The 26,454-nt window shown below is 52.7% G+C and carries 17 protein-coding genes and 1 pseudogene; 14 read left to right on the top strand and 4 right to left on the bottom strand.

Going from position 1 to position 26,454, the window contains the following annotated elements; translation table 11 throughout:
- Positions 1-32: 32 nt before the first annotated feature.
- The 4 genes from narX (at position 33) to DMB82_RS10005 (ending at position 5,406) form a co-directional block, all read left to right on the top strand.
- Positions 33-1,841 carry a nitrate/nitrite two-component system sensor histidine kinase NarX gene (gene narX / locus DMB82_RS10020; protein ID WP_189645119.1) on the top strand — a complete coding sequence of 603 codons (1,809 nt, stop codon included), beginning with the start codon at positions 33-35 and terminating at the stop codon, positions 1,839-1,841.
- A complete protein-coding gene (narL, locus tag DMB82_RS10015; RefSeq protein ID WP_011093590.1) occupies positions 1,834-2,484 on the top strand; it encodes a two-component system response regulator NarL in 651 nt (216 codons plus the stop codon). The genes narX and narL overlap by 8 nt, the downstream gene beginning before the upstream one ends.
- A 303-nt stretch (positions 2,485-2,787) precedes the next feature.
- On the top strand, positions 2,788-4,062 hold the full coding sequence (locus DMB82_RS10010) for an acyltransferase family protein (protein WP_102116448.1): 1,275 nt from the start codon (positions 2,788-2,790) through the stop codon (positions 4,060-4,062).
- A gap of 303 nt (positions 4,063-4,365) precedes the next feature.
- Positions 4,366-5,406 carry a DUF481 domain-containing protein gene (locus DMB82_RS10005; protein WP_102116447.1) on the top strand — a complete coding sequence of 347 codons (1,041 nt, stop codon included), beginning with the start codon at positions 4,366-4,368 and terminating at the stop codon, positions 5,404-5,406.
- An 81-nt stretch (positions 5,407-5,487) separates the two neighbouring features.
- Here the strand turns inward: DMB82_RS10005 and DMB82_RS10000 are convergent, their stop codons facing one another.
- On the bottom strand, positions 5,488-6,171 hold the full coding sequence (locus tag DMB82_RS10000) for a gamma-glutamylcyclotransferase (RefSeq protein ID WP_102116446.1): 684 nt from the start codon (positions 6,169-6,171) through the stop codon (positions 5,488-5,490).
- A gap of 410 nt (positions 6,172-6,581) precedes the next feature.
- On the opposite strand from DMB82_RS10000, the gene DMB82_RS09995 reads away from it, so the two are divergent.
- The 7 genes and pseudogenes from DMB82_RS09995 to asr form a co-directional block, all read left to right on the top strand.
- A complete protein-coding gene (locus DMB82_RS09995) occupies positions 6,582-7,385 on the top strand; it encodes a siderophore-interacting protein (protein ID WP_102116445.1) in 804 nt (267 codons plus the stop codon).
- Positions 7,386-7,732: 347 nt separating this feature from the next.
- Positions 7,733-8,833, top strand: coding sequence for a sodium-potassium/proton antiporter ChaA (gene chaA, locus DMB82_RS09990; RefSeq protein ID WP_102116444.1), 1,101 nt, complete (start codon positions 7,733-7,735; stop codon positions 8,831-8,833).
- 163 nt (positions 8,834-8,996) lie between these two features.
- Positions 8,997-10,715 carry a C4-dicarboxylic acid transporter DauA gene (dauA, locus tag DMB82_RS09985; protein WP_116155533.1) on the top strand — a complete coding sequence of 573 codons (1,719 nt, stop codon included), beginning with the start codon at positions 8,997-8,999 and terminating at the stop codon, positions 10,713-10,715.
- Between the two features lie 237 nt (positions 10,716-10,952).
- Entirely contained in the window at positions 10,953-11,675 is a 723-nt protein-coding gene (gene folM, locus DMB82_RS09980) for a dihydromonapterin reductase (protein ID WP_116155534.1), read from the top strand.
- A gap of 317 nt (positions 11,676-11,992) precedes the next feature.
- Positions 11,993-12,730: a two-component system response regulator RstA gene (rstA, locus tag DMB82_RS09975; protein ID WP_102116441.1), complete on the top strand. Its 738-nt coding sequence runs from the start codon at positions 11,993-11,995 to the stop codon at positions 12,728-12,730.
- Positions 12,727-14,040 (top strand): two-component system sensor histidine kinase RstB, encoded by a 1,314-nt coding sequence (gene rstB, locus DMB82_RS09970; protein WP_116155535.1) that lies wholly within the window; start codon positions 12,727-12,729, stop codon positions 14,038-14,040. The genes rstA and rstB overlap by 4 nt, the downstream gene beginning before the upstream one ends.
- A gap of 177 nt (positions 14,041-14,217) precedes the next feature.
- Positions 14,218-14,427 (top strand): annotated as a pseudogene (gene asr / locus DMB82_RS09965) (acid resistance repetitive basic protein Asr); the annotation flags it as partial.
- A 419-nt stretch (positions 14,428-14,846) separates the two neighbouring features.
- Here asr and hrpA read toward each other — a convergent pair.
- Positions 14,847-18,689 (bottom strand): ATP-dependent RNA helicase HrpA, encoded by a 3,843-nt coding sequence (hrpA, locus tag DMB82_RS09960; protein WP_267132209.1) that lies wholly within the window; start codon positions 18,687-18,689, stop codon positions 14,847-14,849.
- A gap of 348 nt (positions 18,690-19,037) precedes the next feature.
- Between hrpA and DMB82_RS09955 the strand changes: the two genes are divergently transcribed.
- Positions 19,038-19,643 carry an FMN-dependent NADH-azoreductase gene (locus DMB82_RS09955; RefSeq protein WP_102116437.1) on the top strand — a complete coding sequence of 202 codons (606 nt, stop codon included), beginning with the start codon at positions 19,038-19,040 and terminating at the stop codon, positions 19,641-19,643.
- Between the two features lie 128 nt (positions 19,644-19,771).
- Here the strand turns inward: DMB82_RS09955 and DMB82_RS09950 are convergent, their stop codons facing one another.
- Entirely contained in the window at positions 19,772-20,005 is a 234-nt protein-coding gene (locus DMB82_RS09950) for a YnbE family lipoprotein (protein ID WP_102116436.1), read from the bottom strand.
- Between the two features lie 15 nt (positions 20,006-20,020).
- Positions 20,021-22,612: a YdbH family protein gene (locus DMB82_RS09945; protein ID WP_116162894.1), complete on the bottom strand. Its 2,592-nt coding sequence runs from the start codon at positions 22,610-22,612 to the stop codon at positions 20,021-20,023.
- A 370-nt stretch (positions 22,613-22,982) separates the two neighbouring features.
- On the opposite strand from DMB82_RS09945, the gene DMB82_RS09940 reads away from it, so the two are divergent.
- The gene (locus DMB82_RS09940; RefSeq protein ID WP_116155539.1) at positions 22,983-24,536 is read left to right on the top strand and encodes a methyl-accepting chemotaxis protein; all 1,554 of its coding nucleotides are present in this window, start codon (positions 22,983-22,985) and stop codon (positions 24,534-24,536) included.
- Between the two features lie 358 nt (positions 24,537-24,894).
- Complete coding sequence (locus tag DMB82_RS09935; protein WP_116162892.1) at positions 24,895-26,448, top strand: methyl-accepting chemotaxis protein; 1,554 nt, start codon at positions 24,895-24,897, stop codon at positions 26,446-26,448.
- Positions 26,449-26,454: the final 6 nt, after the last annotated feature.

The following is a 26,454-nucleotide window of genomic DNA, read 5'->3' as shown; positions in this document are numbered from 1 at the left end:
TTTTCTACTCCTCCAGCAGAGGTCGCTTTATTATGTTGAAACGTTTCCTGCTGCCGCTGTCGCTCGTCAATCAGGTTGCCTTATTGATGCTGCTACTCGGTTTGCTGGGTATTGCAGGTATGTCGGTTTCCAGTTGGATGTCTCAAAGCATCCAAGGGAACGCGCACGCCATTAATAAAGCGGGTTCGCTGCGTATGCAGAGTTACCGCCTACTCTCAATGGTGCCGCTCTCTGCCGAGAATGAAATTTACCTGCGAGAACTGGAAGAAGACGAAATCAGCAGTGACCTACAGCAGGCAGTACGTCGGGAAGGGCTGAGTGAGCAATTTACTGCACTGCGCGTTTTCTGGTTAGAGAGCCTGCAACCACATCTAAGGCAGGCAACGAATTCTGCTGATGCCTCGGCGGATGTCGCCCGCTTTGTGAAACAGCTGGACGATCTGGTTTCCGCCATCGATCATAAAACCGAACAGCGGTTGAGGATGGTCACGCTGGTACAGCGCATCTTCATCGGCATCATGCTTATTCTGCTGGTCACCACGTTCTTTTACCTGCGTCGCCGCCTGTTGAGACCGTGGCGACGTCTGGTCTCGATGGGACAAGCTATTGGGCAAGGTGATTTCACCCAGCGCGTCGCCATCAACGGCCAAGATGAAATGAGTACGCTGGGACAGGTGCTGAACGGCATGTCGGACGAACTTTCCGCCATGTACCACAGTCTGGAACAACGCGTCGCCGAGAAAACAGCCGACCTGCAACAGAAAAACGATCTACTTTCTTTCCTCTATCGTGCCAGTCGACGTCTGCATACCGGGGCTCCGCTGTGTAGCCGACTGATGCCGATCCTGAACGAACTACCGTCGCTGACTCCGCTGCGCAATATTCAACTGCGACTGTATGAAGATAACAATCAGGAACAGTTTCACCAGTTTAGCGATTGCAGCCAGTCACAGCCGGATCACTGCCCGGATAATAGCTGTCAGAGCTGCGGGATACAGGCAAAGCGCGAAGAACTGCCGGGCGAGCCTCACTGCTGGGATCTGCATGACAAACACGGACAATATGGCGTCGTGTTAGCCACGCTGCCGGGCAACACCGTATTGAGCCGCGATCAAAACCAGTTACTGAATACCTTACTGGAACAGTTGACCAGCACGCTGGCGCTGGAGCGTCAATCTAACCATCAACAGCAGTTGATGCTTATGGAAGAACGCGCCACCATTGCCCGCGAGCTGCACGACTCTATCGCCCAATCCCTCTCCTGCCTGAAAATTCAGGTGAGCTGTCTGCAAATGCAGGGCAACGATTTGCCACCTGCATCACAACAACTGCTGACGGAAATGCGGGAAGAGTTGAACACGGCCTATCGCCAACTGCGTGAGCTGCTGACGACCTTCCGACTCAAGCTGTCGGAGTCCGGCTTACTTGCCGCGCTGCGGGCGTCAGTCGATGAATTCGGCAAGCGACTGGGTTATCCCATCGAATTACATTACCGCCTGCCGCCCCAGTCGGTTTCCGCTCATCAAGGCATTCACGTCCTGCAAATTGTGCGTGAAGCACTGAGCAATATTTATAAACACGCGCAGGCCACACAGGTTGATATTACGCTGCAACTGCGTCAGGGCTACATCGAACTCAGCGTAGCCGACAACGGCATCGGTATTCCGGATGATGCCAGCCGCGCCAACCACTATGGACTTATTATCATGCGCGACCGTGCACGGGGTTTGCACGGCGAATGCATTGTTCGACGCCGGCCGTCGGGGGGCACGGAAGTCAATGTCAACTTCCTCTCCGAATACCGTCACCGGCTGCCATTAACAGGAGAAACTCATGATTAACGAAGATGCCGCCACCCTACTGCTGATTGATGACCATCCCATGTTGCGCAATGGCGTTAAGCAACTCATCAGCATGGACCCAGAATTGCAGGTGGCAGGTGAAGCCAGTCACGGCGAACAGGGTGTCGAGCTAGCGGAACAGCTGGATCCGGATTTGATTCTGCTCGATTTGAACATGCCCGGCATGAATGGCCTGGAAACCTTGAATCGTCTGCGGGAAAAATCGCTGTCTGGCCGTATTGTCGTCTTTAGCGTATCCAACCATGAAGACGATGTGGTCAATGCCCTGAAAAATGGTGCTGACGGTTACCTGCTGAAAGATATGGAGCCGGAAGATTTACTGGCTGCGCTGCATCAGGCGGCGTCAGGGAAAATGGTGCTAAGTGAAACATTGACGCCAATTCTGGCCGCCAGCCTGCGCGAAAGCCGCCACAGCAGTGACCGAGACATTCAACTGCTCACGCCGCGCGAACGCGATATTCTGAAGCTGCTAGCACAGGGATTGTCCAATAAAGTCATCGCCCGCAAGCTCACGATCACCGAAAGTACTGTTAAAGTTCACGTCAAACACCTGTTGAAAAAAATGAAGTTAAAATCACGGGTTGAAGCGGCTGTCTGGGTATTACAAGAAAAAGTGATTTAATCACATCGTCACAAGATACCGCGATTATCAGCGGTACGAATCAGGCGCTCTGGCGCCCTTCCGTCCGAGATTATCCTCGCGTGAGCGAGGATGCCGCCGTAGTTGATGAAAAAAAGTTAATAAAAACAGTATTGATGAAAATCATTGGTGAAAATACCACCAACGTTCCACCCAAGCTAAACGGTTGCTAAACGGCACCGCATTTATAGCCATTATCCTAATTAATGTGACGTTGCTCTCGTCTAAACTAGTCAGTAATCGCATTTTTCGGCTTTTACACCGAGTTTAACGTTGAGGAATAACATGAAAAAGGTCAGTAAAGAGCGGTTTATCGGCCTGGAATGGTTACGATTTTTGCTCGGTTGCTATGTGATGATTTATCACACAGTTCACGTTTATCCCCAGCGTGAGCGCATTCCTTTCTTAAGCGAACTCACCAGCATGGGATTCTTCGCGACCAGCACGTTCTTTGTCCTATCTGGCTTTTTGCTAGCCCATGTCTACATTAAGGACGGACGTCTGCGTGAACCTGTTCGCCAGTTCTGGGCCAAACGCTTCTTTAATCTTTATCCCATCCATATCATTGCCCTGTTGTCTTCGATTGCCGTTGTCACACTGATGCAGTGGCTGGCCGTACCGCCGGAAGGGCAAGTCGCCAGCGCGCGTTTCGTCATTTATGACACCAACGATCCTGCAGCCGCCCCCGAAACGCTGCGCCATTACATGACGAATGCACAGTTGGTGTTCAACGGGTTATTGCAGGTACTGATGTTGCAGGCATGGAATCCTTACTTCCTGACCTTCAATGCCCCGTTATGGTCGCTTTCCACACTGTTCTTTTTCTATCTGGCGTTCCCGCTGTTAGCCCCGCGTCTGTTGAACAGTCGCCATCCGTGGCTGTGGATGGGGATCGTCTGCCTGCTGTATCTGCTACCGCCGATTTGGGTGATCTGGCAACAGCAGTTCGGCATGCCGTACACCGGATTATTACAGCGTGGACCGATTTTCCGTCTGCCGGAGTTTCTAGCTGGGATTTTGGGCTATGCGCTGTTCCGTCATTACCGTCAGAAAGATCGCTTACCGTTGACCAAAGGCCAGCGCTATGCAGTCGCTTTCTTTATTAGTGTGAATTTCCTTATCGCCACCTGGCTGTTCACAAAAGGTGAGGCCTATTGGTACTTCCTGTTGCACAACGGGTTGCTCCTGCCAGCTCAGGTCGGTTTGGTCTGCCTTAGCGCGCTGGCGCGTGAACCGAACAGTGAATGGCTGCGGCATTGGTCTCCCCGACTAGGGGCTGCCTCGCTGTCTATCTTTGCGCTACACGTTCCGCTCTTCAATCTGTTCCGTACGCTGGAACAACTGGTGCGCGGTGACCCGCTGGCCTGCTTTAGCGATTGGGATCAGTGCATTGCCGCGGCAGGTCAGGTGCAGTTGTCCATGACGGGCTATACCATTTTCCTACTCAGCACCGTGACGCTCTGTGTTCTCTTCCAGGAACGGATCGTGTTCCGCGTAAGGACGTTCCTGACCGCGCGTTTCCTGAGCAACAACACTTCCCGCACGCAGCGCACCGCATAGCGTCATCTATTGCCTACGCTCTCTGGTCTGAAACAGGCTGGGCCAGAGAGCATCATCCCCCATACGACGCATCCCCTTTCTACCAGCCGGAAATGTGACAGCCATCGCGTTATAGCTGTTAATCATCAATAGCCACTTTTATAACTATTTACATTCTAATCAATTTTCGTTTTCGGGTAGAGCATCACTACGATTCCTGTTAATGTTTGCCGTTCCGGACTAAACCGGTTCGTTATCATCGGCTGTACGTCTTTGTCTCTGACGGACATATCAATACCTGTCACCACGGTTTACTTGGCAATAATGACACTATCCAAACACGCACTCTCTTCCCTCAGCCTGGTTATCGCCCTCTCTGCTGGCATTACCCAGAGCCGCGCTGACACCATTTGGCTGACCAATGGCGACCAGCTCACAGGGAAAATCACGCTGCTTGACGGCGGAAAACTCTTTATCAACACCGACTATGCCGGCTCTATTTCTGTGGCCTGGGACAAGGTGAAAACCTTTGAATCCGACCATGGTCTGGTGATTCAAGGCGAACGCTACGAGAAAGGCGTTCTGTATCCGGCTGTTAAAGCGAGCGAAAACCGCGCCGTCGTCGCAAGCCCATCGCTGGCTAACGAAGCGGCTGGCCCACAAACATTGCCACTTTCTGAAATCACGTCCATCGTCGCGCAGAAGCCGCTGGTGACCGATTTCGCCTGGAAAGGCAACGTTGACGCTGGCATGTCGCACAAGAAAAGTTCTACAGAAACCGACAACTACGATGTGACGCTGAACACCAAAGCGCGTCACGATACGTGGCGACACAACCTTGATGCCAGCTACCATTTGGCAAAAGAGAATAAAGTCGAGAGCACCAAGAATGCGGCTGGCGAATATGCGCTGGATAAATTCGTGGATGAGAACTGGTTCTGGCAGGGTCGTTATCAGTACAAACGCGACTGGATTGAAAGCATTAAAATCAACCGCTCTTTCGGTCTCGGTCCCGGTTATCAGTTTTGGGATAACGATTTAGGCGCGTTCTCTCTGACGTCGCTGGTCAACTCCCAAACCTTCGTCTACCGCGATCAGGGTGATGATGACTTCTATTCTGGAGGCCTCAAGTGGGCTTACAACCGCTATCTGTTCAGCAAATCGGTTGAAGCCTTCACCAACGGTGAATTGGGTCGTTCATTTGACGGCACAGCACCAATCTATCTGAAAGCGGATGCGGGTCTGCGCTTCAAGCTGACCGACTGGTCTTCGATGACCATGAAAGTGTCACGTACCCGTATCGAAAGTAATCAGGGGAATGTTGACGACACACTCTACACCATGGGTGTTGGCGTCGGCTGGTAATTCGGTCGCTTAGCATCGACCTCAAGGTGAACGGCGATACCGTCGTTCACCTCAATACTTCCACTCACCGCTGTCTCATTATCAACCGTTTCCTGCTGCCGCAGAACACGACTGTTGCAGGATACGCACCCGCTGTGCAAGTTCGCTCACGCTTTCGTCTTCCGTTCCGTGATTCTTCAACTCTTGCTCAAGTGCAAACAGATATTGGGCATTGGTGCCGAGCGGACCGCTCGCGCGCGCAATCAGCGGGGCAACGCTCTGAATGCAGGTATCATTTTCGTTGAGAGGATGCTCAGGTTCGGAGACAAACACCAGCGCTGTTAGCGGTGTACCGTTCTTGCGATGCAGTTCGCACCAGAGCGGACGATAGCAGCCCGTCAGCATTTCACGCTTCCACAGCAGCTCCAAATCTTCACGCAATGAGGTTTCCGGCAGTCGGTAAGCCAATCCCGTCGTTTGCCCACCGGGTTTCAGCGCCAGCATCCGCCCCGGTTGCGTTACCGTGCCGCGACCGATGGTAAGGCGCAGGCAAAAGGCTCGCTGCCACCCTGCCAACGTGGCCAGACAGGTTTCTTCAGCGTCAAAAACCGGATTCCACATGAGCGAACCATAGCCAAACACCCAGACAGGACAGCTATTTGGCCGGAGCGCCAGCGTCCTGTCCAACGAGTCAGCCCGCTGTTGCGGGGTGAGCAGTAAGGTTTCTTCAATACAACCAAAAGACGTTCTACAATCTGCTTTCTGCAAAAAATCGCGTGTTAACACTACTGACTACCCCCAACCTTACTCTTTTGCCGCTCGTCAGACCGGCTCTCGCCCTGCGTGTAACAACCTAACTGCTTCATCTGCTTAATTTTACAACACTATCAACCCTGAGGTTATTCATTTATGGCTTTGCGATCAAGTTTGATACTGGTCACAAAAACTGAAAAAGTTCGTGATAATGTTTCACTCACGGGTATATCAACTAATCGGCAACTCACCGCTAGACTTGACGCATTCCTGATACAAACCTCATTTTTGTGAGGTCAGGAGCTTGACGTGAAAGCTCTCGACTTCAATAAAATATATCGGCGGCGACACGAATAATAACGAGCAGACATCAAATGATAATAGTTATCATCTCGTGTTATTATTATCATTAATTTGGAATCGACTATCCACGGAGACACTGAATGGCAACGCCGCGACAGCCTGTTTTAGTTCAGGTTAAACACATCCACGATATTTCCCCTCATTTACGCTGCATTACTTTCCATCACGACGCGCTACGCGATTATCCGACCGAGCGATACGGTGCACACATCAAGCTCTTTTTGCCTCAGGCGGGACAGCAAAAACCGGCTCTGCCCGCGATTGGCGAACGCGGCCCGATCTGGCCAGAGAGCGAAGCCCGCCCCATTGTCCGCACCTATAGCGTTCGTGCGGTACGTCCGGAGGATGCGGAGCTGGATATGATTTTCGCGCTGCATGAACACGCGGGGCCTGCTGTCACCTTTGCCCGTCAGGCTAAGCCCGGCGACTGGGTCGGTATTTCACAACCCGGTGGCCCATTCCCGATGCTGCCACCCGCGACCGCTTATTATCTGGCTGCTGACCCGTCATCGTTCCCCGCGCTCATGGCTCTATTGGAGAATCTGCCTGATGACGCAACGGGGCATGCGGTAATCCGTGTCGACAGCGAGGCTGATAAACTGGATATCGCTAAACCAGCACAACTTCATCTGCACTGGATTATCGGCGGCACGGACGTGACCGATGCATTATTACAGCAGTTTCAGTCACTTCCGTCGGCTAAAAATGCGTTTTACTGGTTAGCCGGTGAGGATCGTATCGTGGTTCAGCTTCGTCGCCATGTGCGTCGCGAACGCGGATGTGAGCGAAATCAGATGTATGCCGTACCTTATTGGCGAGAAGGGCTAAATGAAGAGGATTATCATCATAAACGTCACGATATTATGGATAATCCTGACGAATAACTATAAAAAAGACATTTGATATTATCATGATAGGGAGAAGACACGCAGATTCTCCCTTTTCATTTGAATTTCACTACAGAGCGTAAAAATCCGTAAAAATCCCCGTGTTAACATGACAATCTGTTATCATATTGTTCGTTTTATTACGTTATAACTACCTTTTAGTAATCTTTGCTGTTTATTGTCGTTCTACATCCATTAATAAATGGTTTATGCCCTGAATAATGGGGTTTACGACCACAATAAATTGCTTTATGCCCTAAATAGTTCGAGCTGCCAGTAGGCTGACTTGAAATATGACGGGGATATTTTGCCGTATCATTCCTCTGGATAAGGAGAACTCCGCAATGAAGTCTCATTCTGAGGTGGTCAAAACTCGCCATCATGAATACTCACTCATTTTTCCTGTTATTGCGCTGACCGTGCTCTACATATGGGGCACTTCACAAAATTTTGTCGCCATTCTCGGCATCAACGCCATCGCGCTCGCTGGGATACTGTTCAGCGCCTTCAGCGTGGTGCGTCATGCCGACGTGCTCGCACACCGTCTGGGTGAACCCTACGGTTCATTGATCCTCAGCCTGTCCGTCGTCATTCTCGAAGTCAGCCTGATTTCTGCCCTGATGGCAACCGGTGACGCAGGCCCAGATCTGATGCGTGATACCCTCTATTCCATTATCGTGATTGTCACCGGTGGTCTGGTTGGTTTCGCCCTCTTACTCGGCGGCCGTAAATTCGCCACCCAGTACGTCAACCTGAGCGGCATCAAGCAATACCTGATGGCGATCTTCCCATTAGCCGTGATTGTGCTGGTTTTCCCCAGCGCTTTGCCCGGTGGTAATTTCAGCGTAACGCAATCACTGATTGTTGCCGCTATTTCTGCGGCGATGTACGGCGTTTTCCTGTTGATTCAAACGCGTACGCACCAAAGCCTGTTCGTCTATGAGCATGAAGACGAAGGGGACGGTGACGATCCGCACCATGGTAAACCGTCAGCGCACAGTTCACTGTGGCACACCGCCTGGCTACTGGTTCACCTGGTTGCGGTTATCGCGGTCACCAAAACGAACTCCATGCCGCTGGAAACGCTGCTGACCGAAATGAACGCGCCGACGCAGTTTACGGGCTTCCTAGTCGCGCTGTTAATCCTCTCACCTGAGGGGCTGGGAGCGATCCGCGCCGTCCTGAAAAATCAGGTACAGCGTGCCATGAACCTGTTTTTCGGTTCCGTGCTGGCAACCATTTCACTGACGGTCCCCACCGTCACGATTATCGCCATGCTGACCGGCCGCACGCTGAACTTCGGTCTGGATATGCCGCACATTGTCGTGATGCTGTCGGTACTGGTGCTGTGCCACATTACGTTTTCTACCGGTAGGACCAACGTGTTGAGCGGTAGCGCGCATCTGGCGCTCTTCGCCGCCTATCTGATCACCATCACGCTGTAATTCCCCTGCCGATGCGGTTTTCGCCGTGTCGGCCTCACCAAAACTCACTTCTCTTGATGTATATCTGGATCTTCTGAGCGCGTCCGGCGTATCGTAAGGCAGTCGTCGACGGACCGGCAGGCCCGCCATATTGATCTACTTCCTTACTTTGGTTTCTGCTTAGATGAAAACGCACGGAATTAACGGCATCAGGCCGTTCAGCGCGCTGATTGACGCGTGCTGGCGCGAAAAATATACGCTGCAACGTTTTACCCACGACATTGTCGCTGGCGTGACCGTCGGCATCATCGCCATACCGCTAGCAATGGCACTGGCCATTGCTAGCGGCGTTCCTCCGCAGTACGGACTGTATACCTCAGCTATTGCTGGGATTGTCATCGCTATCAGCGGCGGCTCACGCTATAGCGTCTCAGGCCCGACGGCCGCCTTCGTCGTCATTTTATATCCGGTATCGCAACAGTTCGGGCTATCCGGTCTGCTGGTTGCCACCTTGCTGTCCGGCGTCTTTCTGCTGCTGATGGGGCTTTGTCGCTTCGGCCGTCTGATTGAATATATTCCGCTTTCCGTGACGCTGGGATTCACCTCTGGGATCGCTATCACCATTGGTACCATGCAAATCAAGGATTTTTTCGGCTTGCAGATGGCGGTAGTCCCCGAGCATTACGTCGAAAAAGTGGCGGCGCTGGCGCAATCACTGCCGACCCTGCATCTTGCTGATACGCTTATTGGCGCAACAACGCTTTTGGTTCTCATCGTCTGGCCCAGACTCGGTATTCGTCTGCCCGGTCATTTGCCTGCGCTGCTGGCAGGCGTCGCGGTGATGGGGATTATGTCACTGCTCGGTGAAAACGTGGCCACCATCGGTTCCCGATTCAGCTATATGCTGGCGGACGGTTCGCAAGGGCAAGGGATTCCGCCTATCCTGCCACAGCTCGTTTTGCCGTGGGATATTCCGTCGCCCGATGGAAAGACGATGACGCTGGACTGGCAAAGCATTTACGCTCTGCTGCCTGCCGCATTCTCGATGGCGATGCTGGGGGCGATTGAGTCGCTGCTGTGCGCCGTCGTGTTGGACGGGATGACGGGCAAAAAACACAACTCTAATGCGGAGCTGATGGGCCAGGGTTTCGGTAACATCATCGCACCGTTCTTTGGCGGCATTACCGCGACCGCCGCGATTGCCCGCTCCGCCGCCAACGTGCGAGCGGGGGCAAATTCACCGATCTCCGCCGTGGTCCATGCGCTGCTGGTGTTACTGGCGCTGCTGATCCTTGCGCCGTGGCTGTCTTATCTGCCGCTGGCGGCAATGGCGTCGCTGCTGCTGATCGTCGCCTGGAACATGAGTGAAGCGCACAAAGTGGTCGATTTACTACGCCACGGGCCGAAAGACGACATTATCGTGATGCTGTTCTGTATGTCGTTGACCGTGCTGTTCGATATGGTGATCGCGATTACCGTCGGTATCGTGCTGGCATCCCTACTCTTCATGCGGCGCATCGCGCAGATGACCCGTCTTAGCGAACTGCCGGACACCAAAACCCCGGAGCATCTGGTGCTGCGTGTTAACGGCCCGTTGTTTTTCGCCGCGGCGGAACGCATCTTCAACGAACTGACCGTACGCAGCGAAGGCTATCAAAATATCATTTTGCAGTGGGATGCGGTGCCGGTGCTGGATGCTGGCGGCCTCAATGCGTTCTTGCGTTTTAGCGCAACGCTGCCCGAAGGCAAACAGCTCATCATCACCGACATTCCCTTCCAGCCGTTAAAAACGCTGGCGCGGGCGAAGGTTCATCCGATTGAAGGGCGTCTCAGCTTCTACGGCTCACTCGCACAGGCGATTGAGGCGACGACGACGCGCCCCAACGTAGAAAAAACCGAGTAGAAATGTCGTGCAGGCCACGCCGTGCTAATGCTACACGGCGGGCATGTTAAACCAAACAGCGTTGATCACCGGAATGTATCGACCCAGGAGCGTTTCCCTATTCCCTTTCCTCCTCTTTCGCCAGTGTTTTACTGTGCATAGCCCTCCGGCTATCAAACCATAGCCTGTATAGCCGTTAATTCAGGTATATTGTCACGGTTCATCCCCTTTAGACTAGCGTGTTGAGGAGACCTAATTGTGACAACTTTTTCTTCTGCTCCCGTGTTAATTACCGGCGGCGCACGGCGTATTGGGCTGGCGCTGGCGCGTTCGTTTCTGGCACAGTCGATTCCGGTCATCATCAGCTATCGCACACCTTATCCTGAGTTGGAGACGCTACAGCAAGATGGCGCCGTTTGTCTGACCGCCGATTTTTCCACCACGGAAAACATCTATGCGTTTGCGAAGCAAATCCAGTCGCTCACGCCGCAACTGCGCGCCATTATTCACAATGCCAGCCGTTGGGAGCCTGAAAGCCCCTCCACACCGCCAGAAAAAACGCTGGCCGATATGCTGCAAATTCATGTCTACACACCCTATTTGCTCAACCAACTGCTGGAACCCTGCCTGCGTGGGCAAGGCATCGCGGGTGCGGATATTATTCATCTGACGGATTACGTGGTAGAAAAAGGCAGCGATAAACACATTGCCTATGCCGCCAGTAAAGCGGCGCTGGACAATATGACGCGGTCGTTTGCCCGCAAGCTGGCACCGGAGGTGAAAGTCAATGCGATCGCCCCCAGTCTCATCCTGTTTAATGAAAAGGATGACGAATCCTATCGTCAGCAGGCGCTGAAAAAGTCATTGATGAAAATTGCCCCCGGTGAAGCAGAAATTGTCGGGCTGGTGGATTACCTGCTCAGCAGCCGTTACGTCACTGGGAAAACGCTAGGCGTTGATGGTGGACGGGCTTTGCGTTAATTCCCTGAGTATCAATAGTTGAGAGGCATAGCGTGTAACAGTGGGCTGATGAGCAGTCCGGCGGCCAAAACAGGAACGATGCGCGTCATAACAGGACTCTCCTAAAAGTAGACAGTGTGTAAACACGCCAACAAACGAATTTGTTCGGCTAATTTTCATTATTTTTATCAATTTGGAAGAAATTTGCCAGACGGGTGGGCATCCCGCTTATCTGCTTAGGCAAGCAAACACTTAACACCCATTTACGCTTCATTTCTCGTTTATCGCCTATCATCAGGCTATGCTATCAGTAGTGAGTTGGAGATAGCGTAGAGATTATGCATAAGATTGTTTTTATAGAAGATGATACTGAGGTGGGGAAATTGATCGCCGCTTACCTCGGCAAGCATGACATTGATGTTCAGGTTGAAGCACGAGGCGATCAGGCATTGGCCTTTATTGAGCAGCAGCAGCCCGATCTTGTGCTATTGGACATTATGCTACCCGGCAAAGACGGCATGACAATCTGTCGGGAACTGAGGCCACAGTACAGCGGCCCAATTGTGCTGCTGACCTCGCTGGACAGCGATATGAATCATATTCTGGCACTGGAAATGGGTGCCGATGATTATATTCTGAAAATCACCCCGCCCGCCGTGTTGCTCGCCCGACTGCGCCTGCATTTACGGCAATATGCTGCAGCACCACAGACCGTGACGGAAAACGCCGCCCCCACTACGTTACAGGTGCACAAATCACTGCACTTCGGCCTGCTCTGTATCGATCCGGTCAATCGGGAAGTGACATTAGGGCAAGAACACATTGTGTTATCCACCGCAGATTTCGATCTGCTCTGGCAGTTGGCGACCCATGCTGGTCACATCATGGATCGGGATGCGCTGCTGAAAAATCTACGCGGCGTGACCTACGACGGCATGGATCGCAGCATTGACGTCGCGATTTCTCGCCTGCGTAAGAAACTGTACGACAACCCACTGGAGCCGTTCCGTATTAAAACGGTGCGCAACAAAGGTTATCTGTTTGCCCCCAATACCTGGGAGAGCGTCACGCTATGAGAAAGCTGTTCGTCCAGTTTTTTCTATTGCTGTTCGCCTGCTTTGTCGTCATGACACTTCTGGTTGGGCTGGTCTATAAAGTCACGGCTGAACACGCTGGACGTCAGTCCATGGATGATCTGATGAAAAGCTCGCTGTATCTCATTCGTAATGAACTGCGCGCGATTCCGCCTCGCGACTGGCATAAAACCATCAACCAGCTTGATTTAAACCTGTCATTCAAATTACATATCGAACCGGTGAGCAAATATGCGCTGAGCCCCAAGAATCGGCAGCGTCTCAATCAAGGAGAAATTATCGCGCTGGATGATCAATACACGTTTATCCAACGCATTCCCCGCAGCCACTATGTTCTTGCCGTCGGCCCTATTCCTTATTTGTTCTTCCTGCATGAAATGCGGCTGCTGGATTTACTGCTGGTGATGCTCATCGGGCTGTCACTGGCGCTGCCGGTTTTCCTCTGGATGCGCCCACATTGGCAGGCCATGCTAAAATTGGAGAATGCCGCGCAGCGTCTGGGAGATGGTCATCTGGAGGCGCGCATTCACTTCGATAGCACCTCAAGCCTGTACCGGCTTGGCATCGCCTTCAACCGTATGGCGGATAACCTGAACCAGCTCATCAACAGCAAAAAGCAACTGATTGACAATATTGCGCACGAACTGCGTACGCCGCTGGTCAGACTGCGCTATCGGCTAGCGATGAGCGACAATCTGGCAGAAAACGAACAGCAGGCGTTAAACCGAGATATTGGTCAACTTGAAGCGTTGATTGACGAGCTGTTGACGTATGCCAGACTCGACCGTCCACAGGTGACACTGCATCTTGCCGATATTGATATTCCTTCGTGGTTACAGGCAAAAGTTGATGATTTTCGCCTGATCCACCCTGACAAACACATTTCGCTGGACATGCCCCACTCAGCACGGATTGGGGCGCTCGATTTACGTCTGATGGAGCGGGTACTGAATAACCTGATCGGCAATGGGTTGCGCTTCTGCCACAGCCGATTGCATATCAGTCTGACATCCGACGCTGGGCATATTGCCTGTTTGCAAGTCGAAGATGATGGACCGGGTATTCCGCCCGAAAACCGAGAAAGCGTGTTTGAACCGTTTGTCCGTCTGGAAGCAGGTATCGAGAACAGCAGCGGCGGATGTGGACTGGGGCTGGCGATTGTTCATGCTATCGCCCGAGCTTACGACGGCAACATTACCGTGGATGACAGCCCGCTCGGCGGTGCCCGTTTCCGTTTTTGCTGGCCAGTAAAAACCGCGACAGCTCAGGCAGTCATCACCATTCAGCACTAGCACCGAGACGGCGGTAATCCCGCCGTTTTCCCTGTCTTTCCCACGTTTTCGGCCTTGTACATTAGGTTACACGCCGAAACCAATCACTCACTGAAGCTGTCCTCTGTTTCTCCTATTCTCTCTCTACCAGCCCGACTGAGGGTTACGAAGCGTGAATGAGATAACGAGGAAATGATGATGAATAAAGTATTAGTTATGATCGCAGGTGCAGCACTGGGTCTGTCCTCTGTAGCGTTTGCCGCGGATACCGTAACCAACGCCCCCGCTCAGCCTAAGGCTACCACTTCTGCGCCGGCTAAAGCCACTCACCATAAAAAATCGGTGAAGAAAGCACAGGCCGCTAAAAAACACGTGAAGAAAGCCAAACCAGCAACCACTACGCCAGCGGCGTAATCGGTAAGCACCGACGCCTTCCCCACTAGGAAGGCGTCACTTTCGGTGAGTCCCATTTGAAACCTATCTCCAAGGACTTGTCATAGAACAATCATCAAACACTCGGTTTCCCGGGTGTTTATTTCGTGGGGACGGGAGAGTGATGCGGCGTTACTCATTTGAAATTATGTTATCCCTCGTTCTGCTCTGTGGCCTTGTCACCCTGAGTTTTTTTCTTTAGTCACCTGGCCTGTATCACGCCGTGATTAATCGCACAGCTATTAATCACGCGATTTATTCATCACCGCCAAAACACGGCGAAAGGCCATTTCATCATAAAACGTCGGGAACAGCAGTATGGTGAAGAAGCCATCAGGTCAGCTTACATTGAGATTAAAAACAGCCCTTGCTGACCTGATGTGATGCCGAGAAAATTACCCTTCGACCTGCGCCATCGCCTGCAATACGCGCTTATCCGAGATCGGGAACGGCGTTCCTAGCTGCTGGGCAAAGTAGCTGACACGCAACTCTTCAAGCATCCAGCGCACCGCTTTCACCTCGTCGTCGTCACGTCGCTCCGCAGGCAGCTTATTCCACCACTGTTGCCACGCTTGTTGAACATGCTCCACTTTCAACATCTGCGCCCGGTCGCGGTGAACATCCTGCGCCAGTTTCTCCAGACGCCGTTCTATCGCGTGCAGATAACGCAGCACGTCCGACAGACGCTGCCAGCCGTTTGCAGTCACAAAACCACGGAACACCAGACCGGTCATCTGGCTCTTGATATCACTTAACGCCAGCGCCATCGCCATGTCTACACGCCCTTTCAGACGCTTGTTAATGGTGAAGACCGCCGTTAGGATTTGCTCAACCTGTTTGGCGATATCAACCACCGTATCATTCAGTTCCGCACGCACTTTTTCATGCAACTGCTGGAAGGCCTCTTCCTGCCAGACCGGACCACCGGATGATTCAATCAGTTTATCCACCGCGCAGGCGATGCAGTCATCAATGAGATCCAACACTTTGCCATACGGGTTGAAATAGAGGCCGAGTTTCGCCTTGTTCGGCAGCTTTTCATGCAGATATTTAATCGGCGACGGAATGTTCAGCAATAACAGACGGCGCAGCCCCTGCCGCATCACCTGCTGTTGCTGGTGCGGCGTGTCGAACAAGCGAATCGCCACGCTATCCTTTTCATCCACCAACGCCGGATAAGCTTTAACCGAGTAGCCGCCACGCTTCTGCTCATAGCAGTCCGGCAACGAACCGAAGCTCCAGACGTGCAGACCGCGCTGCTCCAGCCCGTCATCCACTACGGATGACAACGTTTGCTGCACTTTATCCTTAAGCTGATCTTTCAGCGCGTTCAGATCTTTGCCTTCCCGCTGCGTCCGATTTTTCTCATCAATGACGCGGAATGTGATTTTCAGATGATCGGGCACCTGATCCCACTGCCACGCCTCACGCGGCACCGTCACGCCCGTCATCAGCCGCAGTTCACGCTCCAGCGCATCCAAGAGTCCTTTCTCTAATGGCGTGGTACGCGCCAGAAACGCTTCGGCATAGTTCGGTGCAGGAACAAAGTTACGACGTAATGGCTTAGGCAACGATTTAATCAGCGCGATCGTCAGTTCGCGGCGTACGCCGGGAATCTGCCACTCAAAGCCCTCTTCACGCACCTGATTGAGAATAGGCAGCGGAATATGAACCGTAACACCATCGGCGTCCGCGCCCGGTTCAAACTGATAAGACAAGCGTAATTTCAGGCTGCCCTGATGCCAGAAGTTCGGGTAGTCCAGCGCGCTCACCTTCTCCGCGCCGTCTTTGATCAACATGCTCTTTTCAAAATTAAGCAGGTCAGCATTATCCCGGCTAGCGGCTTTCCACCATGTATCAAAATGACGTGACGACACCACATCATGTGGCAACCGCTGGTCATAGAAAGCAAACAGCGTCTCGTCATCCACCAAAATGTCGCGGCGACGCGATTTATGCTCGAGATCTTCCACTTCCGCCAGCAACTCGAGGTTGGCGCGGAAAAAGGCGTGATGCGTTTGCCAGTCACCTTCCACCAGCGCGTGGCGGATAAACATTTCACGCGACAGCGCTGGATCAATTTGGCTGTAGTTCACCTTGCGCGCCGCGACAATCGGCAGCCCGAAGAGTGTCACCTTCTCCTGCGCCATCACCGTGCCCTGCGCTTTCTCCCAGTGAGGATCGCTGTAGCTCCGTTTAATCAGGTGCTGAGCCAGCGGTTCGATCCACTCGGGCTCAATACGCGCGGCAATACGTCCCCACAAACGGCTGGTTTCTACCAGTTCAGCGACCATCGTCCACTTAGGCGGTTTTTTGAATAGCCCCGAGCCTGGGAAAATCGCAAACCGGGCGTTACGCGCGCCGCTGAACTCCTGTTTTTCAATATCTTTCTGCCCGATATGCGACAACAAGCCAGTGAGCAGCGCGCAGTGAATACTCAGGTAATCGGCCGGTTCACTATTGACCGGCAGCCCCAGTTCTTTCACTACCTGACGCAGTTGCGTGTAGATATCCTGCCATTCACGTACGCGCAGATAGTTAAGGAAATCTGTACGGCACTGGCGGCGAAACTGGCTGGAAGACAGCGCCTTTTGCTGGTCACGCAGGTAATCCCACAGATTGACGAAAGCCAGAAAATCGGAGTCTTTATCGGCAAAACGGCGGTGTTTCTCATCCGATGCCTGTTTCTTATCCATCGGCCTTTCGCGTGGATCCTGAATCGACAGCGCCGCGGTGATGATCATCACTTCACGCACACAGCCTGTTTTACGCGCTTCCAGCACCATTCGCGCCAAACGCGGATCGATCGGCAATTGTGCCAGCTGTTGCCCCTGCGGCGTCAGGCGGTAATGCCCGTTCTCCGCCAGATTAATTGCCCCTAATTCTTCCAGCAACCGCACGCCGTCCTGAATGTTGCGTTTATCCGGTGCTTCAACAAACGGGAACGCGGCGATATCGCCTAGCCCCAATGACGTCATTTGCAGAATAACGGAAGCCAGATTGGTACGAAGAATCTCGGGATCGGTAAATTCAGGCCGCGACAGGAAATCCTGCTCGGAATAGAGACGGATACACACCCCAGCAGCGACACGGCCACAGCGTCCTTTACGCTGATTCGCCGACGCCTGCGAGACGGGTTCAATCGGCAGGCGTTGTACCTTAGTACGGAAACTGTAGCGGCTGATGCGTGCGGTACCGGGGTCGATCACATAGCGAATCCCCGGCACGGTGAGTGAGGTTTCCGCCACGTTGGTCGCCAGCACGATACGGCGACCGTGATGTGATTGAAAGACGCGGTTCTGTTCCTGATTCGACAGGCGAGCGTACAGCGGGAGGATCTCGGTATGCGGCAAGTCCAGACGGGTCAGCGCCTCTGCCGTGTCGCGAATTTCACGTTCGCCGCTCATGAAGACCAGAATATCCCCCGGCCCTTCACGCGTCAGTTCATCGACCGCATCAAAAATCGCCTGTAGCTGATCGCGATCGCTGTCATCAGCATCTTCCACCACGGGACGATAGCGCACGTCCACCGGATAGGTTCGTCCGGACACTTCAATGATCGGTGCGTTATTAAAGTGGCGGGAGAAGCGCTGTGGATCGATGGTCGCCGACGTAATAATCACTTTTAAATCAGGGCGCTTTGGCAACAGCTGACGCAAATAGCCCATGATGAAATCGATATTCAGGCTGCGCTCGTGCGCTTCATCGATGATTAGCGTGTCGTACTGCATCAACAGGCGGTCCTGCTGAATTTCCGCCAGCAGAATACCGTCGGTCATCAGTTTGACCAGCGTATTGTCACTCACCTGATCGTTAAACCGGACTTTATAACCTACGCTGCCGCCCAACGGCGTTTCCAGTTCAGCAGCAATGCGGTCTGCAACGGTTCTGGCTGCCAGACGACGCGGCTGCGTGTGGCCGATCAGGCCGTGCACGCCACGCCCCAGTTCGAGACAGATTTTCGGCAACTGCGTGGTCTTACCCGATCCCGTTTCACCTGCGACGATAATCACCTGATGATGACGCAGCGCCTCCAGTATCTCGTCTTTTTTCTGGCTAACGGGCAGTTGTTCGGGATAGTGAATCGCCGGACAGCTTGCCCGCCGGTTCTCGACTTTCTGGCGCGCGGCAGCGATTTCCCCCTCAATTTCCTGAGCGATCGCCGCCTGAGCCTGCGGGCTACTGACCTTCGCCGCACCCTGTAAACGGCGGCGCAGACGTTGCCGATCGCGAAGCATTAGCTCACTTAACTGCGTAGATAATGCACTGAGAGGTGATTTCACGTTGCTCTTCCTTAATCGTTTCTCTAATTCTTGTTTCTGCTGGGACGATGCTCGCCGCCGAATCGGGTTCGATGGAGCCTCATCTACTTTCAAGGCACGAAATTTTTAAGCCGTGGATAGTAGCACATTGTCATAAACGGCTCTAATCGCTCCTGCCCGGTCTTAGTCAAACATCGTCTTATTCAATAAAATCGAATAATGACCTCGAATATTTGCACTTTTCTCTTTCCAGATCACCGCATAAGATGTGACGCATCAAGGGCGTTATGGTGTCGCCCACTTCAATCACTAAAGGAATTGGCAATGAGCAAAGTATTGGTTCTGAAATCAAGCATTCTGGCAGGTTATTCTCAGTCAAACCAACTGGCCGACCACTTCACCGCCGAGTGGCAGTCTGCACACCCAGACGACAGTATCACCGTCCGCGACCTGGCCGCTCAACCGATTCCGGTTCTTGATGGCGAATTAGTCGGCGCACTGCGTCCTTCTGATGCTGCCCTGACACCGCGTCAGCAGGAAGCCCTGAAACTGTCCGACGAACTGATCGCGGAATTGCAAGCACATGACGTTATCGTCATCGCTGCACCAATGTACAACTTCAACATTCCGACTCAGTTGAAGAACTACTTCGACTTGGTTGCCCGTGCTGGTGTGACGTTCCGCTACACCGAACAGGGTCCAGAAGGTCTGGTGAAAGGTAAACGCGCTATCGTATTAACCAGCCGTGGTGGCATCCATAAAGGCACACCAACCGACCTGCTGGAACCGTACCTGCGCGTCTTCCTGGGCTTCCTTGGTCTGACCGACCTTGAGTTCGTATTCGCAGAAGGTTACGGCTACGGCCCGGATGTGGCACAGAAAGCCACAGAAGCGGCGAAAACCCAGCTGTCTCAGTTGGTCACCGCATAACGAATCGTTGTTTATAACGGATGATTGTTTATAACGGATGATTGTTTATAACGGATCATTGTTTATAACGGATCATTGTTTATAACGGATCATTGTTACCGACCTTGCCATTGGTTTACTTGGCTTGACTATTGCGCGCCTTCCGGCGCGCTTTTCTTTATCTCATCGCCAGCCGCATTATCCGACTTTTCCAGCAATTGCGTCGCGTCTTTATCCGCTTTGATGTGAATCTCATGCTCGATCTTCACGTTCATATTGATAGTGATGGGTTCTTTGGGCGCAGCCACTTCGATTCGCGGCACACATCCCGTCAGGAAAGCGACCGTGCAACCTACCGCCAGCCATGTCTCGCACTTGTTCATTGTTCTACCTTGAATTTATTCATTTGCCTGCTGTTCCAGCGTATCCCGCACGTTATCGCTAAAACGCAAGCTGCGCCATAGCTGGAAGATGTTCTCCTGATGGCGATAGTTAAGAATCACCTGGCGTTTCGCACTGAGCTGCGGGTTTTTCCCCTGCACCTGCGACGTTAATGTCAGTTCACCCTGATTATCCAAGTCAAGCGTGGCATAGGAACGCCCAATTTCCAGATAACGCAGCCAGCCAATCGCCGCCCCGCCTGCCAGATTTTTCCTCGCTAACTCATCGGCCAGTTGATTATCCAGTTGCAGCGTCAGGAAACTATCATTGGTAATGCGTCCGCCTTCAATCAATGTAGTCGGGTGATTAAAATTCAACGGAAGCGTGCCGCTCACGCGCCCAGACAGCGCAAACTGCTTTTGCTTCAGCACCGTCATGAGTTCGCTGAGATCCACACTCTTCACGTTAAATAGCGCGGGTTCACGCTGTGGCCAGCGCAGCGTAGACAGGCCAATATGTCCATCCAACACGTCCATATCAGCCTGAGACATCACCAGCGGCTGTCGCTCACTGTACGGGTAAAATCCCTGGAGAACGACGCGGATATTGCTCATCCGAAACAGGTTATCCAGCACGTCAATTCGCAGCGCGACGGGCTGCTTGACGCCCAACTGCCAGCGCTGACCTTTCAAACGGTAAGGCAGGACAAAGTTGACGCCGCTAACTTCACCATCCTGTAGCCACAGCCCGCCATTTTTCACGACCCAATGTCCGCCCGCGCTGAACCCTTCTTTACGCGCGGCAGAGAATGCCGCCTGCGCGTAAAACTGTCCGGCACGGATGTTCATTTTTAACAGCGGAGAAAGCAGAGGTTGAAACACCTTAAGTGGCTGTGTCGGCCACCACGCGCCCCCGCGCAGTCGCTCCCCATCCCAACGGCCACGCAGCCTGACCGGCCCGATATCCTCAGCCTGTAGCTGCCCCTGTAGCTGGAAATCATCCGGGCTACGCCCCTGCATCGCCAGCGTTAGCAACGAAGGTGGCAAGTAGCCCCCGTTGCTGAAGTGTGCCCGTTCGGAGGCCAGTTGCAGCGCACCTTGAAAATGCTCACCCGAACGGGCGCGCTGCCAACGGATAGGCTCAGTGATCGTCAGGCGGGGCTGGTGTACCGTCACAATGCCATAGCCCAACTGATCCAAGCCACTCGACAGTTGGCTAACTTCAATCAGGGTATCCTGCCACTGGCCTCGACCAGCCACGTCCCACTGACCTTTGAGCGGCGGAAGCTGGCCATTGCCCCAATAGCGCCATTGCCACTGCCCCTGATCCGGCAAGAAATCCTGTGCCTGACCGTCAAGGTGCAGGCTAAAGCGCCCCCAGTATGCTTCCCGCGCCTTCACAATCGCCTGTAGTCGCCCATTCACGCCCGTCGCACTGACTCGGACGCCCGCCAGTGGCCAGCGCGCTTCGTCAAGATAAAATTGCGGCGCTGGCGTTCCCCAGGCACGCAGCAGCGCCCCAGGTAAAAGAGAGAGTTCGGGATTGAGAATAGAGCCCTGCAACACCCCCGGCAGCGTCGCCGTCAGGGAGAGTGCGGGTAAATTTGCCTGCCCGGTAAGCTGAAAGCGCAATTCGCTGTTGAGCAGGCCGATATTGCCCGGCCCCAGCACCAACACGGCGTTCGCCTTGCCATTATGCCCTTGCGTCAGCATGTTCAACCGCGCGTTAATCGTGGTGGCATCCAGCCCTTGTCGCCAGTGCTGTAATGTTATGGCAACCTGCCCGGAGAGCGGCTGATCGGCATAAGGCCAGCGCCAGACGCCGTTAGTGACCTGAATCACCTCATCCGTTAGTTGCCACGGCAGCGATATCAGCGGCGCCTCGTCATTCGCCGCCTTCAGTACCAGCTCACCCGCTTGATGATGCCAGTCCAGCAGGAGCGAAAGCGGATCTGGCGTTTGCCCTGAATCCAGTTTTCCGGTGAGCTGCCCCTGCACCGGTACAGCATCCAGCGTATCGGCCAGTTCCATCTCACCACTGACTAGCAGGCGCGCAAACCCCGCTGCTGTTGCGATCATGCTCTCATGCAGGGTCAGACTTTTCTCGTTCAGTTCCGCCTTAAACGCCAGTTGATCGCCCTGATAATCCAGCGTTTGTTGCCGCTTGCCGTCGCTGCTGAGTCGCACCTGTCCGGCGTAATCCTGCCAGGGCTGTAGCGTAAACGTCTTCACCTGAATATCGGCCGCAGGCAATCGCTGCTGCCATTGCGCCAACGGCACCGCTGGCTCGGTGCTGCTGCTTGCTGGCACATACTGTAGGCAGTCGCTGTTTAACGTCACGGCATCAATATCGACATGCCATCGCCAGCTATGCCAACGCAGCGTCATATTCCGTACGTCAACGAGCGTGCACTCCCCAGCTATAAGACTGAACCCCGCGCTATGCAGCCCACCGCCCTGCCAGCCAGCCGTCCCATTCACGGTCAAAGACATCTCCGTCGGAAGCCAGATGTTGGCAAGGCGCGGTAGCCACTGCGGCAGTGCTCGCCAGAACAGAAACAGCAATATGGCGAACAGGAAAGCCATTGAAAGCGAACGTTTTTTAATCATTAGCGCGAGTTAAGCATCCTGTTCGATAGCGGTAAAATTCGTCCTGTATAGCCCTGTCGATTATCCATTCACAAATCGCTCTTTTTGTTAACAAATAACCCCATCCAACTCACATTTACTACCATTGTGCGTACGTACTCATTACCCTTTCGTGGTAAAATGTTTAATTAAGGTTATATTTTGTAATAAATCACGTTATCTCATCATGAACAAAGCGTTTACGGGTAGATGTCAGGATTATCTCCTTCTGCCAGGCCGCCTTAAAAAAAGCAATGAGCAACCTGACCATTACCGCTATCCGCTGATTCATTGTTGTGGGTATGCCTCATGTTAAATCAGTATTCGGACACAGCATATCAAGGACTGCTTTATGCGTAATAACACCCCTGTAACCGACCGCCAACTCCCTCTTTCTGAAAAAACCAGACTCATGTCGGTCACCACGCCAGAAAGCCACATTACCTACGCAAACAAAGATTTTATTGATGTCAGTGGTTATACCGCTGATGAGCTAATGGGGCAGCCCCATAATCTTATCCGACACCCAGATATGCCACCAGCCGCCTTCGCGGATATGTGGAAAACGCTGCGCGCAGGCAATATCTGGACAGGAATTGTGAAAAATCGGTGCAAAAATGGCGACCATTACTGGGTAAAATCAAGCACCACGCCGCTGAGAAAAGGCGGTGAAATTAGCGGTTATATGTCTGTACGGACCGCCGCCTCACCCGATGAAATTCGTCAGGCCGAGGGACTCTATGCCAGTGCAAATGAAGGTAAACTGAAATATCGCACCTTCCATCATGGTCTGCTTATTTATACGGGGCCATTGCGCATCCTGAGTCTTTTTAAAACCATGCCGCTACGCTGGCGCATCCGCAGCTATTTTCTGCTCTTTAGCCTGATTCCGCTCATTGCCGCCTATTCCCTGCTTGCGGGAACGGCATTGGCTTCCGTACTCTTCCCGCTGCTTATTGCCTGCTGTTTTGTCAGTGGCGAGCTTCTGGTGCACCATGTTGCCCGCCCCATTGAGCAAATTTTGTCTCAGGCCATGCGTTCCGCCGCTGGGCAGGCGGACAATCTGACGCAGCTTAATCGCGTGGATGAAATTGGTATGTTAATGCGGGCGGTAAACCAGTCCGGTATGAATTTCCGCACCTTCGTAGACGATGTGAACACCAATCTGAGCGAGCTGAAAAACGCCTGTAATGAAATCGCGCAAGGCAACCATACCTTGGCACAGTGCTGCGAGGAAACGGAAGAAAGCCTGCAACAAACCGCCGCCTCCGTGGAACAGCTTACTGCAACAATAAAAAGCAATGCGGAAGCCTCGCTTCAGGCCTCACGCTATACGCAGGATGTGAATCAGGCGGTGAACTCTGGTGAGCAGGCTGTCAGCCAGGTCTCCGATACCATGGAGACGATCACCCGCTCCAGCGAACGGATTACAGATATCGTCAGCGTGATGGATAATCTTGCGTTCCAGACCAATATTCTGGCCGTGAACGCCGCCGTCGAAGCCGCCCATGCCGGAGAGCAGGGTAAGAGCTTTGCGGTAGTCGCCAGTGAAGTGCGCTCGCTGGCACAGCGTAGCGCCTCCTCGTCTAGCAATATTTCGACCATCATTGACGAAACGCTGAATAGCATTCGTACCGGTGAACAGCAGGTTTCACACACGCATAAATCCATGAGCAATATTCTGCTGCAGGTTCAGCACGTCACCAATTTGATGAATGAGATCAGCCTCGCAACGCAGGAACAATCTCAGGGGCTGGAGCAAATTAATGAAGCGGTAAACCGTATTGATGAGCTCACGCATCAGAATACCGCGCTGGCGAGTCAATCACATTCGGCCACCGATCACCTGCAACAGCAGATCTCGAGTATGGTACAAGCCGCCTCTGTCTTTAGCCTTTCCCGCTAGCTAATCTCATCTTCACGGGCGCTCACATCAGGGCGTCCGTCGCCCTGTTTCCTTATCATTTTTCTCTTTCTTCTTTCTCTTTCTTCAACCTGCGTTGACCACCGTGCAAATTCACAGAGTCATAATATACTTAACAAATGAATGCTTCTGGCCATCGGTACGTGCTCTGGTAGCGAGTTGGGTTCAGGCACTAATGTTTTAAAGAAAAAATAACGGACAACACGATTAAGACGCTATAAGTCTACTCGCTAAGTATTTCGTGAAGATTGCCGTTAATTAAATAGCGCCATCAATTTCCATTCGCTAATAGATCTAAAAACATCATATTTATGCTTGCTTATACTAAAAGGATCAATAAATGCGTAAGAATTTTCCTGTCAGTGATATTCAGTATTTATTAGATGAAAAAGCCAAGCTGATGTCGGTTACCACCATCGATAGCGATATCACTTATGCCAATGACGATTTTATTAATGCCAGTGGTTACGACTTTGAGGAAATTCTGCACCAACCTCACAATATCGTGCGCCACCCGGATATGCCGCCGCAGGCGTTTGCCGACATGTGGGAGACGCTGGAGGCCGGTAAAATCTGGACGGCCGTCGTCAAAAATCGCCGCAAGAATGGCGACTATTATTGGGTAAAAGCCAGTACAACGCCGTTGATGAAGGAAGGGAAAATAACAGGATATATGTCGGTACGAACGCGCGTTCCACCGGAAGATATTCGGCAGGCTGAAGCACTTTATCGCCAAATGAATGAAAATAAATTAAAAAACCACCGACTCTTTCAGGGATTGTTAATTTATAAAGGCCCGCTAAAATTTCTTAGCTTATTTAACGTTATTCCCGTACGTTGGCGGATAAGAAGTTATATATTCCTTTTCATGCTATTCGCATTGTTTTTCTTACTTACCACTCTTCCACAGACGACTCCGCTATTCATTTTTGCTTTGGTGCTGCTTGCTGGCGCAATCGTAACCAGTGAATTATTAGTTCAACATCTGGCAAAACCTCTGGAAAAAATCCTACGCCAGGCGATTAACTCCGCATCTGGGCAGGCAGATAACTCGTTTCAACTTAATCGCGTGGATGAAGTCGGCATGTTATTACGCGCCGTGAATCAATCCGGCATGAATTTCCGCACGTTTGTCGATGATGTCAACGGCAAGCTGACCGAACTGCGCCACGCCTGTGGTGAGATTGCTTCTGGGAATTACACGCTGAGCCAGCGCTGTGAAGATACCGCACAAAGCTTGCAATCTACCGCATCCTCAATGGAAGAACTGACGGCGACGATTCAAAGTAACGCGTCTGCTTCACAGTTAGCAACACGCTGTGCGAACGATGCCAATCAGGCCGTCGATGCGGGTGAAAAGGCGGTTAATCAGGTCACGGACACCATGGCGGGCATGACTCGTTCCAGCAAGGAGATCACCGACATCATCAGCGTACTGGATAATCTGGCGTTCCAGACCAATATTCTGGCACTTAATGCAGCAGTAGAAGCCGCTCACGCCGGAGAACAGGGTAAGAGTTTCGCCGTGGTTGCGGGGGAAGTCCGTATTCTGGCACAGCGTAGCGCCGTCGCCGCCAAAGACATCGCGGCGATTATCGACACCACGATCGCCAACATCCACACCAGTGATAAACTGGTCAGCCACACCAGTCAGTCGATGAACCATATATTGACTCAAGTGCAGCAAGTAACGCAGCTTGTGAATCAAATCAGCCTAGCGACACAAGAGCAATCGCAAGGGCTGGGGCAGATAAACTCGGCGGTGAACAACATTGATGAATTGACGCGTCAGAACACCATTTTGGCGACGCACTCCAGTTCTGCCATTAACAGCCTGGAACAGCAGATCTCCACGATGTCCGAAGCCGTGTCGGTTTTCAGTACGTCTCGCTAACATCGT

It is taken from the genome of Pectobacterium aquaticum (genome assembly GCF_003382565.3).
Lineage (GTDB): Bacteria > Pseudomonadota > Gammaproteobacteria > Enterobacterales > Enterobacteriaceae > Pectobacterium > Pectobacterium aquaticum.
This window is presented reverse-complemented; position numbering and strand designations above follow the sequence as displayed.